Raw genomic sequence first — 14,941 nt, forward strand, 5'->3', positions numbered from 1 at the left:
AATCTAACGGTATAACGAGCACATGAAGCCGCAATCGATCTTCGACACTGCTGAGGGGCGGCGTCTGCTTGCCGAGAGCGCGACCGGTTGGCGCCGATGGGGTCCGTATCTGGCGGAGCGGCAATGGGGCACCGTCCGCGAGGATTACAGTGCCGATGGCGACGCCTGGCGCGCGTTTTCATTCGACGATGCACGAAGTCGCGCCTATCGCTGGGGCGAAGACGGAATCGGCGGGTTCTGTGATGACAGCATGCGCTGGTGTCTGTCGCTTGCACTCTGGAACGGTAGGGATCGGATCCTCAAGGAGCGGCTGTTTGGCCTCAGCAACGAGCAAGGCAACCACGGTGAGGACGTCAAGGAGGTCTATCATTATTTGGATGCGACACCAACGCATTCCTATCAGAAGATGGCCTATCGCTATCCGCAATGTGCCTTTCCCTACGATGAACTGGTCCGCGTCAATGGCGAGCGCTCGCGTCTCGAGCGGGAATATGAGCTCGCCGACACCGGCATATTCGCCGACGGCCGATTTTTCGATGTAACGATCGAATATGCCAAGGCAGCGCCGGACGACATTCTCATGCGCATCATCATTAAAAACGCTGCCGTCGAGGCGGAGTGCATTCATGTGCTGCCGCAGCTATGGGCGAGGAACACCTGGTCATGGAGTGACGGTAGTGAGCGGCCCGTTCTTGAACACACCGCCAGTGGAGACGTCTTGGCGCGCCGGATTGGCAAAAGGACATGGCGGCTCAGCATTGATCAAGAAGCCGAACTGCTTTTCTGCGAGAACGAAACCAACGTACCGCTCCTGTTCAACTCGCGGGCAACGGGACCCTTCAAGGATGGCATCAACGACTACGTCGTTGATCGGAAGGCCGACGCCGTCGGCACAGACGGTCATGGCAGCAAGGTCGCGGCCTGCTGCGCACTCAAAGTTCCCGCTCTCGGGAGCCGCGAGATCCGGCTTCGATGGCGGCCGGATGGCATTGCAACGAAACCGTTCATCGATTTCGACGCAATTTTCCGAGAGCGTATTACCGAGGCGGACGAGTTCTACCGCGCCCTACAGCATGGCATCGACGACGAGGACACTCGAAAGGTGCAGCGGCAGGCGCTGGCTGGCCTGCTATGGTCGAAACAGGTCTACCGCTTTGATGTTCCGACCTGGCTGGACGGCGATCCGGCCCAGCCCAGGCCTCCGCAAGCACGGCGAAGGGGCCGCAACGCCGATTGGCGACATCTCAACAATGCCGATGTCATCTCCATGCCGGATACCTGGGAATATCCCTGGTATGCCGCATGGGACCTCGCTTTTCACTGCGTCTCGCTGGCGCTTGTCGACCCCGCCTTTGCCAAGGGCCAACTCGCTCTTTTTACGCGCGAATGGTTCATGCACCCCAATGGGCAGCTACCTGCCTATGAATGGGAGTTCGGCGACGTCAATCCGCCCGTTCACGCCTGGGCGACGCTGAAGGTCTACCAGATGGACCGTGCGCTGATCGGCACGGCCGACGTCGATTTTCTAAAAAGAATATTCCACAAGCTGATGCTGAACTTCACCTGGTGGGTGAATCGCAAGGACAGTGGCGGCCGCAATATTTTTCAGGGCGGTTTTCTCGGCCTGGATAATATCAGTCCCTTCAACCGATCGGAGGTTCTACCTGATGGGGCTTCGATCGATCAGGCCGACGGCACGGCCTGGATGGCCATGTATGCATTGAACCTGATGCGCATAGCGATCGAACTATCGATGACCGATCCGGTCTACGAGGATATCGCAACGAAATTCTTCGAGCATTTTCTGTCGATCGCCGGCGCCATGGCAGACGTTGCGGGCAGTGGTCAGGGGCTCTGGGATGACGTCGACGGCTTCTTCTATGACACTCTGCACACCAAAGAGGGACGCATTCACCCTGTCCCTGCAAGATCGATGGTCGGTTTGATCCCGATTTTCGCGGTCGAAGTGCTCGATCAGGCCGCTCTCGACAAAGTTCCAGAATTTTCCAAACGTCTGCAATGGTTTCTCAAGCATCGGCCACAACTGGCGAGTTTGGTCCCGAAGTGGACGGACCCCGGGGTTGGCGAACGAAGCCTTCTTTCGCTGTTGCATGGCGACCGACTGAGAGGCCTGCTACGAAGGATGCTCGACCCGGGCGAATTTCTTTCCGAATTTGGCATAAGGTCGATGTCCAAGGCACATCTCGATGCACCATGCAGCGTAAGTTTCGCTGGAATGCAGCTCGACGCCAGCTATACGCCGGCAGAGGCGGTCACCGGCCTGTTCGGAGGCAATTCGAATTGGCGCGGGCCGATATGGATGCCGGTCAACTTTCTCCTTATCGATTCGTTGCGGAAATTCCATGCTTACTTCGGCGACGACTTTAAGGTCGAATGCCCGGTTGGATCAGGTCACATGCTCCATCTGGAAGAAGTGGCGGATGAGTTAAGCCGGCGGTTGCAGAAGCTTTTCGCAAGCGACGCGGGCGGGCGACGGTCGTCCGTGAGATCAGACGCGACGATCGATGACAATTTGTTGTTCCACGAGTATTTTCACGGTGACACCGGCGAGGGACTTGGTGCTTCGCACCAGACGGGGTGGACGGCTCTTATTGCCAATCTTCTCCACGATCGGGGCATAACAACGCGCCGCTAGCACTGCAATGGCCGATTCACAAGTCAAATGAACCGACCAACTCCGTAGCTGCGAGGCTCTGACCTTATCCCCCGTACCGAACTGCGGGCGAGAACCATGGTATGATTATTTTCCGCCTGCTGTAACGAACCACTCGCTCTGTGCGTAACGGTCATGAAAAATTAACTGTGTGACACGGGGATGTTTGATGACGGTAGACGGTGAGGCTTTCGCGCTCGCTCAGGTTCGCGACTCTCTAGATAAGGCAATGAAGTTTCACACTGCCGGCGAAATCGACCGCGCCGAGGAACACTATCGCGAGGTGCTCAGACATCGTTACCGCGTTCCTGACATTCTTCCGCTGCTGGCAGGAATTGCGGCGTTGAAAGGAGATACCGAAATGGCGATCGGTTATTGGAACGATATGCTTGCGATCAAACCGGACCATCTCGTGGCTCTCCTGGAAAAGGGCGCGCTCGTGCTCAAACGTGGAGAAACGGACGAGGCGATCCGGTGTTTTGAGGCTGCGGCAATCGTTTCTCCCGATAATCCGTTGGCCTTGAACAACCTGGCCGTCGCCCTTGTACAGGCCAGCCGCCATCATGAGGCCCTCGACCACTTCCGCAGGCTGGCAGGTCTGCAGCCGGAGAACATCATGCTGCAACATCAGGTTCGTCGCCAGACATCGAGGGTCGTTCCTTTCTGGCATATTCCGATGTTGAACGATGTGCATCGCAATGCGGCCTTTGAAGAAGCAATCAAAAAGGTGGTTGCTGCGCGCGGAACGTCGGTGCAGATTCTCGATATTGGTGCCGGTAGTGGATTGCTGTCGATGATGGCGGCGAGGGCGGGAGCGACAAACATCGTGACCTGCGAAGCCGTTCCGGTGATCGCCGAAATTGCCAAGCGGATCGTCGCGCAGAATGGGTTCTCCGACCGGATTGCCGTTGTCGACAAGATATCCACGGATCTCGTTATCGGTCGGGACATGGGTGCTCGCGCCGACATCCTGGTGTCGGAAATCCTGTCGAGCGATCTTCTTGCCGAAGATGTTCTCAACACTTTTGAGGACGCTCATGCACGTCTGACCAACGAGGGCGCGACCATCATTCCGCGGGCAGCGACAGCCGTTGGTTGCCTGGTTGAGAGCAATGTCCTTAACCAGTACGCATTTGTGGAGGAGGTGTCGGGCTTCGACGTTTCTGAATTCACGCAACTTGCTGCCAATCGACTGCCGGTCCACGGCACGATGACGGAATGGAAGAGACTTTCGCCTGATGTTGATCTGCAGAAGATCGATCTGACTCAGTCAAAGTATGCCGAAGAGATGCGCATTGTCGAGATTCCGGTGATTTCGGACGGTATTGCGACCGGGATCGTTCAATGGATAAAGATAGATCTCGCGGAGGGCGTCGAGTTTGTCAATCATCCTGACAACTATTCAGACGGCGGCTGGCTGCAGATCCTGCATCCGTTTCCAAGGCCAATACAGGTTGAGAGCGGCACCGCTCTGCAAATCATTGCGGGCCACGATCGCAGCAGCCTGATATTGATGCCACTGTCTTCGGCTAGGAACTGAGACCACGAGCTACGGCAGAGCATGCGCAAAAGAGGTCGGAATGGGCCAGACAATCAAAGCATTCGTATTTGACGCCTATGGCACGCTTTACGACGTGCGGTCGGTTGAGAACGCTGTGGAGCTTGCGTTTCCGGGCCGCGGTCGGTTGATCACGCATGTCTGGCGGATGAAACAGCTCGAATATTCGTGGCTTGCGACGCTCATGAGCCGATACGAGGATTTTTGGTGCCTGACGCTACGCTCTCTGGAATATACGCTCCATTCCCTCAACCTCAGCTTTAATGAGCAGCTGCTTCAGGACATAGCCTCGAGCTATCTCAACCTCACGCCCTTTGACGATGCGCGGCCTTGCCTGGAGCGGCTCGCACCCTTGACGCGCGCCATACTGTCGAATGGAAGCCGCTCGATGTTGTCGAGCCTTGCTGTAAATTCCAAGCTCGATCGTCTTTTCGATCATATTGTCAGCGTCGATGCAAACCGTGCCTTCAAACCCGCTCCGCAGGCCTATGCGCTCATCGAGGCAGTGCTTGGCGTTGGGCGTGACGAGGTTGCGTTCGTATCGTCCAATGGCTTCGATATCTGCGGTGCAAAGAGTTTCGGTTTCACCGTCGTCCGCGTCGCGCGGACCGATACCGCCAATATTGCCGGAAGCCTGGCGGAGATGATCGTTGACGACCTCTTTGTTTTCAATCTGATGCGCGCAAATGCTGAGGCGTTGAACTATGCAGCGGATCTCACGGTGGGGTCGCTGGCTGATATTCCCGACCTGTTTGAAGATCGTGGGTTCGCCGGCTGATGTACCTGTACGTCAAAGCGCTTCATATCGTGGCTGTCGTTACCCTGATTTCTGGCATGCTGGCGATGGCGCTTGCGCTACGGATTGTCATATCCGGACCGCTTGAACGGGATGGCCGCAGGTTCGCCGAAGCCATACTGCGTTGGGACGGGTTCGTGACAACGCCCGCCCTTGCCGTTGTGTGGATGGCTGGCTTTACGATGGCGTTTGGCGCCGGCTGGGACACATCACCCTGGCTTTTGCTGAAGATGGTACCGGCCATCTTTTTAAGCGGCCTGCACGGTCTTCAGGGAACGACCTTGAGACGTCTTTTGCAAGACGGCAGGCCTGCCAATGGTCTGTTCAGGGCCGCTCCGATCGCGATATTCGTTGCCTTCATTGCCATCGCCTGGCTTGCGGTCGTCAAGCCCTTCTGACCAGGATCGAGGATGTCGTGGCCTGACCTCATCTCGCTGACGATATTTTGATTGAACTGACGGTTGAATTATAGAACGATCGAATTAAAACTAGGCCGTTGAGTTCCAAAAATCACAGAAATGGTCGGGGTGTTACTCAAATGGAACTGGAGCAGGAGCTTGCAGCTTTCAAGGCTGAATTTGCACGCAGTGCACCAGCGGGTCGAGCTGCTCTGTATGACGCAAAAATCGAAGAGCTACGAGCGAATTTTCCCTTAGCCACTGTTCTCCAAGTCGGTAGCCTCGCTCCAGATTTCGAACTACCCGATGTTTATGGAACACACGTCAGCCTTCGTCGATCGTTGCAATCTGGTCCTGTGGTTTTAGCGTTCTACCGCGGGGGCTGGTGCCCTTACTGCAATATTCAGTTGCGAGCCTATCAACAATCAATGCAACAGATCTCAGCAGCAGGTGGACGGCTTATCGCAATATCCCCGCAGCTTCCGGACCAGTCCTTTAGCACTGCGGAAAAGAATGAATTGTCGTTTAGCGTCTTAAGTGATGTCGGGAACGTTGTGGCACGAAGCTTTGGTCTCGTGTTCAGCTTGCCTCTGGAATTGCGCGCGGCGCTGACAGCCAACAACAAGGCACTCCCCGACATCAACGGTGACGAAAGCTGGGAGCTTCCCGTACCAGCGACATTCGTCGTTGCATCCGGTGGCGCGGTGACTTTAGCCCATTTCGATGTCGACTATAGGCAACGACTCGACCCAGGCACGATCCTTGATGCGCTGAAATCCCTGACAGCGCAATAATGCGGTCGGCGGACTTCTATTTCAGCCTGCAAGTTTGCCAGCGCATCCGCAATTGCGAAATGGAGATCTCAAATGATCCGGTTTTATTTCCACCCGACGCCGAACCCGGCTAAAGTTGCGCTTTTTCTTGAAGAAGCCGAGCTCGCTTATGAGCTGTTTCCTGTTGACACAAGTAAGGGCGAGCAACACCAGGCTTCGTTTCGGGCGATAAACCCGAACGGCAAGGTTCCGGCGATTGTCGATACTGAAGGTCCAACAGGAAAAGAGGTACGGGTATTCGATTCGACGGCAATTCTTCTCTATCTTTCGGAAAAGACCGGCAAGTTCCTCGGCCCCGTTGTGGATCGACCCGAGCTGCTTTCCTGGCTTCTGTTTCTTGCGTCGGGCCTCGGTCCGTTTTCGGGGCAGGCGGTGCACTTTCAGCATTCTGCGCCAGAGGCGCTGGATTACGCGATCAACCGCTATCGCCGCGAGGCCGAACGCCACTACCAAGTCCTAAACGATCACCTCAAGGGACGGTCCTATATTTTGGGTGACACCTATACGATCGCCGATATGTCGGCCTGGGGTTGGCTCGATCGGGCATCCCGCGTGCTAAAGGGCGCTGACGATCCATTCGCGCTATACCCTAACCTGAAACGATTCTTTGATAATGTTGACACCCGACCGGCGGTAGCCCGCGCGCGGAACGTTGGCAAAGATCATGTTTTCAAACGCGTCAACGACGAGGAGACAAAGCGCGCGCTTTTCCCCTCGAACTATCCATTGATCGCCTAAGCCCACCTAATTATTTGTGGAGATTACCCTTGAACGGAAGCCGGTCGCCAGCGCTTGGGTAAGACGAAGGTGAAAGCCATCAGAAATTCGCCCTCAGATCCACGCCAGCATAGAGGCTGGCGACCTGATTGCCATAGCCGTTGAAACGCAGAGTCGGGTGACGACTGGCACTGAAGAAACCGTCTTCGCCGGTTGGCCGCTTGGTGGCTTGGCTCAAGCGTGGATGATCGACGGTCGGATTGACGTTAGCATAGAAGCCGTATTCCTGGCTGTTGGTCACTGAGCGCAATGCGCACGATCGACTTGATACCCTTGCCGCCGTATTTCCACGGTACGACGACGCGGATCGGCGCGCCGTTCTGGTTCGGCGGCGCCTCGTCCAGCCGCAGGCTTTCGACATAGGGCCAGTCCAGCGATTCGAGGAGGCTCAACTGCCCGGGGATCTCAGTCGGCCGTAAGACAGTCTCGAAGGCGACGAATTTTGCGCTGCCGAGCCGAGCGGCTCTACCTTGTCGAGCAGGGCCGAGAGTGGAAAACCGCCCCAGGGAATGACCATCGACCACGACTCGACGCAGCGCATCGATGGAGCGGCGTGAATAAAATTCGAAATTCGCCGATATCGGCGCCACCGACAGCAGGCGCCGCGCTCTTCAAATTCACTCTGCGCTCGCACCTGAGGGAGTAATCAGTCAGTGATGGCCGACAGGATCGCGCCGCCGTTGGGTCGCTGGACAAGCACCGCGGTCTTCAAGCCCGGTTGCTGACCTGGGAGTGTAAAAGAAGTCATCTCTCCGCTCCAATGACCCAATCTCTCAAGACGACGAACAACGTGAGCATGTTGCAAAGTGCTTCCCGTGTTCTCGCCCCGCGCAACGGGCACTGCCTCGATCTGTGGGTCGTAACGGACCAGCCAGACGTCAGCGCCGCCAGTTTCAGGGCCTGCCCCAACCTCGATGCGATCCCGGCTTAAGGCGAGCGCAGGCCCATTGAGAGGAGGCGTTTCAGAGATGAGCTGCTGGATCTCCGGTAGGCTGTTTCCCACGGCCGTCGCCGACCCGTTCACGACCATTTGCGGTGTGTAGGGTCCCGCCTGGTGCAGGGAAGGTTCGTAAGTGACTTGACGTTGAGTGAACTCCGGCTTTCCGTAAGTGTCCTTCCATCCGAGATAATCCCAGTAGGTTACTGAGAAGCTCAGGGCCAAAACGTCGGACCGATTGCTAAGCTTGATAAGGTTGACGTTAGCGGGTGGGCATGACGAGCAGCCCTGACTTGTGAATAGTTCTACAACGGTTGGCGTCCGCTCTGCTGCAACTGCGGGCAGTGCCGCAGCAACGGTCAGCGAAGACAAGAGTGTCGTTTTGATGATGCCACGATATTTCATGGTGAAGCTCCCAGGCTATGTCCTCGCGCCAGGAAATCTGGACGATCAACCAGGTATTCGCCGCACAGACGACCATTGTTACGTCCTCACATCTTAGTGATGGCGCAGACAACGCTGTAACGATCGACGACCACTCTGCGTAACGGAGACATCATCACCATATCACGGGGAAAATAACATGTTTCAGCTGCGATCCACTGTAGTAGCCGCCGCAGTCGGTGTTCTGTCGGCGTTTTCGCAACCGGCACTTGCCGAACCAGTCTCTTTCAGTACCAAGGATGGAGTACGGATATACGGCGACTTCCGTAAAGCGGATGGGCAGGCCCGGGGCACGATCCTGCTCTTTCATATGGCTGGCTCGAACAAAAGTGAGTACGCGCCTCTTTCGCCCCTCCTCAACAAGGCGGGCTTTGCAACGCTAGCAGTAGATCTCCGCTCAGGCGGCAACCTGTGGAATGGCATAAACGAGACCGTGGCGCACGCGAAAGCCAATTATGACTACGCCGACGCCATTCCCGATCTTGATGCCTCGATCGCCTACGCGGAGGCCAAGCACGCCGGACCCATTGCTATTTGGGGATCAAGTTACTCGTCAGCGTTGGTCTTCATTGTTGCGGCATCACATCCAGAGGTCAAAGCTCTGCTCGCGTTTTCGCCGGCCGAATATATCACCGGCCACTCAATCAAAAACGCTGCTGCAAAGCTGTCTATTCCCGTTTTTATAACCTCGTCGCCTGACAGCGGCGAAGTATCGGCTGGTCTCGCGCTGGCAGATGCCGTGCAACATCAACAGGCTGTCCAGTACATTCCCACTCACGGTGTTCACGGATCATCTACCCTTCGTCGTGACGAGGATCCTGCAGGCGCTGACGAAAATTGGAAACACGTAATGGCGTTTCTGGATAACGCCTTTCCACGCTGACGATGTCGTCAAGAGCATGAATAACGCTCCGAGCCGGCGAACGAGTGCCGGCTCGGAAGCTGGCAAAATTAGCGGAGGACACGATCCGCCAGAACGTCGGGCTGCTTGATTTCGAGCGGTCCGTCGAACAGTTCCTCATATTTTGCCATCAGAGCAGCGGCGATCGACCCACCAAGGTGCGCCTGGCGACCTTCGACGCTGTCGAAAGCATCGAAGATGCCGAAGGTCAATTGATCGAACCGGACGGCAAACCAGGCGACGGTCAGCGGCTCTTGCTCCAACAAGGCAGCCGCTCCCTTCAGGAAAGCCGCAACCTCTTCCTCTTTTCCAGCCTTTGCCTTCAGTTGAACGAATAGTGCGAGCTTGGTCATGTTCATTTCCTCTATCAAAGTGCCGAATGGCCGCTCACGGCTTCTTCGAGCGCAGGTTTCATGGTCAGGAAACGTTCGTCGATCGCTGCAGGATCGTCACGGTTGGTCGCGATCATTTTAGCGCGGGTCTCTCCGCCGCGGATCACTTCGAGCGCACCTTCCTCGATTCCGCCAATTAAAGCGTCAGCGACCGCTTCTGCTGGCTCCCGAGTGAAGCCAAGCTCAGGACCGGCCTTGGATGATTGCATCATTGGCGTATCCGTCGCGCCGGGGTAGAGCGTCAGAACGTGGACGCCTTCTCCCTTCAACTCGCGGCGCAGAGCTTCGCTGAAGCGGGCAAGCCCTGCCTTGACGCCTGCATATGTCGCGTAGAAAGGCGCCCCGATCAGCGCGATGCCCGAGGCAACGTTGACGATCAGCCCGTCGCCGGAATCACGCAGATGAGGAAGCGCCGCCTGCGCGAGCAAGATCGGGGCAACGAGGTCTACCTCAACCATTGCCCTTATCTCCTCCTCGGTCGTTTTTTCGAGGCGGCCGGCTCGAACTCCGCCAGCGTTGTTGACTAGGACGTCGAGCCCACCAAGCACGCGGATGGCCTTCTCAAGTGACCGGGCACGGCCTTCGGCTGTCGCAACGTCCGCCTGTACCACCGCAACGGGAGATCCGTTTGCCTCAAGCTCCTTTGCCGCTTGCGTCAGGCGTTTCCCATTTCGGCCGGAGATGACGACACGAGCACCTTTGGAAATCATGACGCGTGCGATAGCGAGTCCGATGCCACTCGATCCACCTGTGATCAGAACGCGTTTTCCGTTAAGCTCCATTTGTTTACCTCGTTCTCGTTGAAACTCGCATCGGACGCCTCAGGCAGGCGCTTTTTCCCTCAAAGCGTCAACTATGGCCTCGGAAGACAAGCGCTTGCGATAGTCTGCTTCCGCATGGGACAGGACGACGCGGCCATTGCGACCGATGACAAAAGTTGCGGGGATCGGGAGTTCCCAGCTGTTGTCGCCGTTGATTGCAGCCAAATCGATCCCAAGGGAGGCATGAGCGCCCTTCAGATCCTCGGGCATTCGGCAAACCAGACCAAACTTCCGCGCGACGACGTTGCCGATATCGCTGAGCACATCGAAGGTGAGGTTGTTTTTTTCAGTTATTGACAAGGAGCCGTCTGGTCTCTGGGGCGAAATGGCGAGGAGACATCCACCTGCTTCTGCGATCTCCGGCAGAGCACGTTCGTAAGCTGCCAGCTGGATATTGCAGTAGGGGCACCAGGCGCCTCGATAGAAAGTAAGAACGACCGGACCGCCTGAAAGTGTCTCCAGCAGTGATATGGCCTCGCCTCCGGCGCCCGGCAGCGTAAATTCCGGAGCCAGGTCGCCAGGCTTGGGTACCCGGTCAAAGGGAAAACTGGCGGTCAGTTCCTTGACCTTGGCATTGAGAAATGCCGCCGCGCCTGGAGCGGCGCTTGCCTCGAACCTTGCGTTGTAGTCGGCAAGTTCCTGCTCAAGATCCATCTGATCGTTCCCCTCCCTGTGCGGAAAACAGCGTGATCGAAAATGTACACCAACGTGAACGGCGCGCGATTGCGTTTTAAATCATTTGTTATAAAAAGTATCCAGCCAAGTTTCCCGGCTATGCTTGGAAGACCGATCAACTTTCCGCGAGACAGGCATATGGCCCGGCCAAGAGAATTCGACGAAAACAAGGTGCTGCAGCTAGCGGTAGAGCAATTCTGGGAGCGAGGATATGAAGCAACCTCAATTCGCGATCTCGCTCAGGCGATGGGTCTGACGACTGCGAGCATCTACAACGCGTTCGGAGACAAGCGAGCTGTCTATCGACGAGCCTTGGATTTCTACGTCGAGCAGAGTTTCGGGGATCGGGTCGGACGTTTCGAGAAAAGGCTGCCCCGCGATGCGATACAGGCCTTCTTCCACGAAATTATCGACCGGTCACTCAGCGATACGAAACGAAAAGGCTGCATGCTGGTCAACTCTGCCCTTGAAGTGGCTCCGCATGACGAGGAATTCCAACGAGTGGTCAGCGGGGTGCTTTCCCAGGTCGAGGCGTTTTTCCGACGCTGCATTGAGGCCGGCCAGAACGACGGTTCAATTGACCGACGCCAGTCCGCAACCGATATGGCCGGTACCCTGCTCGGAACACTTTTGGGCATCCGGGTGCTTGCCCGAACGCGCCCTGAAAAAAACCTGCTTGAGGGGCTGATCAGGCCGGTTTTTGCGATGCTCGAACCAGAATCAAAACAGCAGTTGGACCAGTCATTTGCCTGAACAATCTCTCGACGACCGTGGGCTTCGTCTCTCCACGTGCAAGCCACAAAAAAAACCACGCGGCGCATGTAACAATTACGCGCAACTCGGCGAAAAAGGATGTGTCGGATGATAAACCCGGCGCGTGAACAGGAATGGGCTTCGTGGATGCAGTCCGCAATTGCGGGTGACAGCCGGGCCTATCACAAGCTGCTGACTGCGATCACTCCGCATGTGCGGGTTATGGCTCGAAGACGCTGTGACCAATTCGGCGCGCCCACAAGCGAGGTCGAGGACGTGGTCCAGGAAGTACTGTTGGCAATTCATCTCAAACGAGGAACCTGGGACCCGGCCCGGCCGCTGGGACCGTGGATTTCAGTGCTGGTGCGCAACAAACTTATCGACAGCCTTAGGCGACGCGGGCGGCAGATCAGCATCCCGTTAGAAGATGTCGAGGCGACGCTGGCGAGCGATGAACGGCTGAGCGCCTCCGATCGGATGGATGTGGAGCAAATACTGGCCAAACTGAGGGATCCGCAAAGAACGATCGTCCATGCGATCTCGATCGAAGGAACGAGCGTCCGGGAAACGGCCAATCGCCTCAATATGACAGAGGTGGCGGTTCGGGTGTCTTTGCATCGCGCGTTGAAGGCGTTGGCTGCATTGTATTCGGAGCGGGCAATATGAAGACCAACGACCTCATTGCGCTTCTTGCCCACGATGCCCCTGTTCGTATCAACCTTAGTCAGGCGCTTTTTCATGCGGCGATAGCAGCGACCATTATCGCCGGCGCTGCGTTCTTTGGATTTATCGGATTTCGCGTCGATATCGACACGGCGGTCGAAAGCGTGCGTTTTCTGTTCAAGTTCGTGATCACCCTCGCGTTGGCAATTACCGCTGGCTCGTTGCTGCTCCAGATTGGCAGACCTGGGACATCTCTTGGCCCGTGGGCCTGGTGGCTGTGCCTACCTGTTGCCTTGGTCGCAAGTGCGGTTGCCCTTGAACTCCTCGTCATGCCTAGCTCAACGTGGGAAGCGCGAATGATTGGGCACAATGCCAGGCTGTGTCTGACGATTATTCCATCACTGTCGGCGTTCCCATTGGCGTGTTTTCTTTATGCGATGAGGCATGGCGCGCCAGAGCGACCGGGGGTTGCCGGAGCGGTCGCCGGGCTGGTTTCGGCCGGCATCGCGGCAACGTTCTATGCGGCCAACTGCAATGACGACAGCCCGCTTTTCGTCATGTTCTGGTATCCAATGGCGATCGCCGTGGTTTGCGCCGTAGGTGCGCTGTTCGGGCAAAAGATGCTGAAATGGTGACCTCCACCTCGTGCATTGCGAGCGACGAAGACCAATGGCCAGCCATGGCACGACCGCTCAATGCAGGCCGCGATTTTGTCGAGTCGTTTGATTTTCTGACTTGGCCTGATTTTTCGGAGGAGAGCGCTCCCCAGTTCGACGAGTTGCTGATGCGTTTTCCGGTGACTGAGGAATGCAGATACTTCGAGCGGAAAGCTGAGGCACGCCTGAGGCGGGCTTCATCGAGACAGCGGCATGCCAATTGGGAGACATCATGACAGTAACATCGCGTGGCTCGAACGAGCCGAGCCTCGACAATTTCTGGATGCCGTTTACGGCCAACAGACAGTTCAAGGCCGCGCCGCGAATGCTCGCCTCCGCTAAGGGCATGTATTTCGAGGATACCGACGGCCGCAAAATACTGGACGGTACGGCCGGACTCTGGTGCGTCAATGCCGGCCATGGAAGGGAGCGCATAGCAGATGCGGTCCACCGTCAGTTGAGCGATCTCGATTTCGCTCCGTCGTTTCAGATGGGGCACCCGATCGCATTCGAGTTTGCGAGGCGTTTGGGAGACATTGCTCCGGCGGGTCTGGATCGGGTGTTCTTTACGAGTTCCGGATCCGAATCGGTCGAAACGGCGTTGAAAATTGCGATCGCCTATCAGCGCGCAATAGGGCAGGGAACCCGCACGCGTCTTATCGGTCGGGAGCGTGGTTATCATGGTGTCGGATTCGGCGGCCTGTCGGTCGGTGGGATACTCAACAACCGGCGGGTCTATCCGTTGCTGCCAGGCGCAGATCATCTGCGTCACACGCACGATCTTGATCGAAACGCGTTTTCAAAGGGACAACCGGAGCACGGTGTTGAACTGGCAGATGATCTCGAGGGCCTTGTCGCGCTGCATGGAGCAGAGACCATCGCCGCAGTGATCGTCGAGCCCGTCGCTGGATCGACCGGTGTATTGGTGCCGCCGCGCGGGTACCTCGAGCGACTGCAGTCCATCGCGCGCAAACACGGCATTCTGCTGATCTTTGATGAGGTGATCACCGGCTTCGGTCGGCTTGGTACGCCGTTTGCCACCGAATATTTCGGTGTCGAACCCGATCTCGTCAGCACCGCGAAGGGCCTGACCAATGGTGCCGTGCCGATGGGAGCCGTCTTTGCAAGCCGCAAGATCCACGATGCGCTGATGACAGGTCCTGACCATGTCATCGAATTGTTCCACGGATACACCTATTCCGGCCATCCGGTCGCGTGCGCTGCGGGCCTCGCAACGCTCGATATCTACCAGGAAGAGGGTTTGCTGCGGCGTGCTGGACATCTCGCCACAGAATGGCGCGAAGCCATTCACGGCCTGCGCGACCTTCCCCATGTCATCGATATCAGGACCGTCGGGCTCATCGCCGGCATCGAATTACAGTCACGAGCTGACGCGATCGGCACACGAGCGTATGAGGTGTTCGTCAGGGCCTTCGACAAGGGCGTGCTCACGCGCGTGACTGGGGATATCATCGCGCTTTCGCCGCCACTTATTATCGAGACAGGCCAGATAGACCAGATCGTTTCGACGTTACACGATGTCCTAATTGAAATTCTCTAAGTCTGGCGGCTAAATGGCGCAGCCGAGTGATTGATCGACCGGACCGGCGACGCCATATAAGCAACTGGCTGGTCTAACATTTGAAGTTAGGAGTGTGTTGGT

Annotated in this window: 16 protein-coding genes and 1 pseudogene; 12 read left to right on the plus strand and 5 right to left on the minus strand. The window is 56.9% G+C overall.

Annotated elements, in window-relative coordinates; translation table 11 throughout:
* Positions 1 to 22 precede the first annotated feature (22 nt).
* The 6 genes from AB8B29_RS31855 to AB8B29_RS31880 all read left to right on the plus strand — a co-directional run bounded on the left by AB8B29_RS31855 (position 23) and on the right by AB8B29_RS31880 (position 6,997).
* The gene (locus tag AB8B29_RS31855) at positions 23 to 2,656 is read left to right on the plus strand and encodes an MGH1-like glycoside hydrolase domain-containing protein (RefSeq protein ID WP_037198413.1); all 2,634 of its coding nucleotides are present in this window, start codon (positions 23 to 25) and stop codon (positions 2,654 to 2,656) included.
* A 247-nt stretch (positions 2,657 to 2,903) separates the two neighbouring features.
* On the plus strand, positions 2,904 to 4,214 hold the full coding sequence (locus AB8B29_RS31860; protein ID WP_439006991.1) for a tetratricopeptide repeat protein: 1,311 nt from the start codon (positions 2,904 to 2,906) through the stop codon (positions 4,212 to 4,214).
* A 40-nt stretch (positions 4,215 to 4,254) separates the two neighbouring features.
* Positions 4,255 to 5,010, plus strand: coding sequence for a haloacid dehalogenase type II (locus AB8B29_RS31865; RefSeq protein ID WP_037198415.1), 756 nt, complete (start codon positions 4,255 to 4,257; stop codon positions 5,008 to 5,010).
* Positions 5,010 to 5,426, plus strand: coding sequence for a CopD family protein (locus AB8B29_RS31870; RefSeq protein ID WP_051963841.1), 417 nt, complete (start codon positions 5,010 to 5,012; stop codon positions 5,424 to 5,426). The genes AB8B29_RS31865 and AB8B29_RS31870 overlap by 1 nt, the downstream gene beginning before the upstream one ends.
* 140 nt (positions 5,427 to 5,566) lie before the next feature.
* A complete protein-coding gene (locus AB8B29_RS31875; RefSeq protein ID WP_092575709.1) occupies positions 5,567 to 6,220 on the plus strand; it encodes a peroxiredoxin-like family protein in 654 nt (217 codons plus the stop codon).
* A gap of 72 nt (positions 6,221 to 6,292) precedes the next feature.
* Complete coding sequence (locus AB8B29_RS31880) at positions 6,293 to 6,997, plus strand: glutathione S-transferase family protein (RefSeq protein ID WP_037198417.1); 705 nt, start codon at positions 6,293 to 6,295, stop codon at positions 6,995 to 6,997.
* A gap of 79 nt (positions 6,998 to 7,076) precedes the next feature.
* On the opposite strand, the pseudogene msrP reads toward AB8B29_RS31880, so the two are convergent.
* Together msrP and AB8B29_RS31890 are read right to left on the minus strand one after the other, a co-directional pair.
* Positions 7,077 to 7,577: pseudogene (msrP, locus tag AB8B29_RS31885) on the minus strand (protein-methionine-sulfoxide reductase catalytic subunit MsrP); the annotation flags it as partial.
* A 105-nt stretch (positions 7,578 to 7,682) separates the two neighbouring features.
* Positions 7,683 to 8,378, minus strand: a complete 696-nt coding sequence (locus AB8B29_RS31890; protein WP_047558301.1) for a DUF1223 domain-containing protein — start codon at positions 8,376 to 8,378, stop codon at positions 7,683 to 7,685.
* 178 nt (positions 8,379 to 8,556) lie between these two features.
* On the opposite strand from AB8B29_RS31890, the gene AB8B29_RS31895 reads away from it, so the two are divergent.
* The gene (locus AB8B29_RS31895) at positions 8,557 to 9,300 is read left to right on the plus strand and encodes an alpha/beta hydrolase (RefSeq protein WP_052212386.1); all 744 of its coding nucleotides are present in this window, start codon (positions 8,557 to 8,559) and stop codon (positions 9,298 to 9,300) included.
* 68 nt (positions 9,301 to 9,368) lie between these two features.
* Here the strand turns inward: AB8B29_RS31895 and AB8B29_RS31900 are convergent, their stop codons facing one another.
* The 3 genes from AB8B29_RS31900 to AB8B29_RS31910 are packed head-to-tail and all read right to left on the minus strand — an operon-like array spanning position 9,369 to position 11,185.
* On the minus strand, positions 9,369 to 9,671 hold the full coding sequence (locus AB8B29_RS31900) for a putative quinol monooxygenase (RefSeq protein ID WP_047558513.1): 303 nt from the start codon (positions 9,669 to 9,671) through the stop codon (positions 9,369 to 9,371).
* Positions 9,672 to 9,685: 14 nt separating this feature from the next.
* A complete protein-coding gene (locus AB8B29_RS31905) occupies positions 9,686 to 10,492 on the minus strand; it encodes an SDR family NAD(P)-dependent oxidoreductase (protein WP_047558303.1) in 807 nt (268 codons plus the stop codon).
* Positions 10,493 to 10,531: 39 nt separating this feature from the next.
* Positions 10,532 to 11,185 carry a peroxiredoxin-like family protein gene (locus tag AB8B29_RS31910; protein ID WP_092575706.1) on the minus strand — a complete coding sequence of 218 codons (654 nt, stop codon included), beginning with the start codon at positions 11,183 to 11,185 and terminating at the stop codon, positions 10,532 to 10,534.
* A gap of 42 nt (positions 11,186 to 11,227) precedes the next feature.
* On the opposite strand from AB8B29_RS31910, the gene AB8B29_RS31915 reads away from it, so the two are divergent.
* From AB8B29_RS31915 to AB8B29_RS31935, 5 genes are all read left to right on the plus strand, one after another.
* Entirely contained in the window at positions 11,228 to 11,959 is a 732-nt protein-coding gene (locus AB8B29_RS31915) for a TetR/AcrR family transcriptional regulator (protein ID WP_425350025.1), read from the plus strand.
* Between the two features lie 108 nt (positions 11,960 to 12,067).
* Positions 12,068 to 12,625: a sigma-70 family RNA polymerase sigma factor gene (locus AB8B29_RS31920; RefSeq protein ID WP_047558310.1), complete on the plus strand. Its 558-nt coding sequence runs from the start codon at positions 12,068 to 12,070 to the stop codon at positions 12,623 to 12,625.
* Positions 12,622 to 13,257, plus strand: a complete 636-nt coding sequence (locus AB8B29_RS31925; protein WP_092575703.1) for an NrsF family protein — start codon at positions 12,622 to 12,624, stop codon at positions 13,255 to 13,257. The genes AB8B29_RS31920 and AB8B29_RS31925 overlap by 4 nt, the downstream gene beginning before the upstream one ends.
* On the plus strand, positions 13,251 to 13,514 hold the full coding sequence (locus AB8B29_RS31930; RefSeq protein ID WP_092575700.1) for a hypothetical protein: 264 nt from the start codon (positions 13,251 to 13,253) through the stop codon (positions 13,512 to 13,514). Before AB8B29_RS31925 ends, AB8B29_RS31930 begins: the two co-directional genes overlap by 7 nt.
* Positions 13,511 to 14,839, plus strand: a complete 1,329-nt coding sequence (locus AB8B29_RS31935; RefSeq protein ID WP_439006992.1) for an aspartate aminotransferase family protein — start codon at positions 13,511 to 13,513, stop codon at positions 14,837 to 14,839. The genes AB8B29_RS31930 and AB8B29_RS31935 overlap by 4 nt, the downstream gene beginning before the upstream one ends.
* The last annotated feature ends 102 nt before the right edge of the window (positions 14,840 to 14,941 follow it).

This window comes from Rhizobium sp. 11_C7_N12_5 (assembly GCF_051811145.1).
Taxonomy (GTDB): domain Bacteria; phylum Pseudomonadota; class Alphaproteobacteria; order Rhizobiales; family Rhizobiaceae; genus Rhizobium; species Rhizobium lusitanum.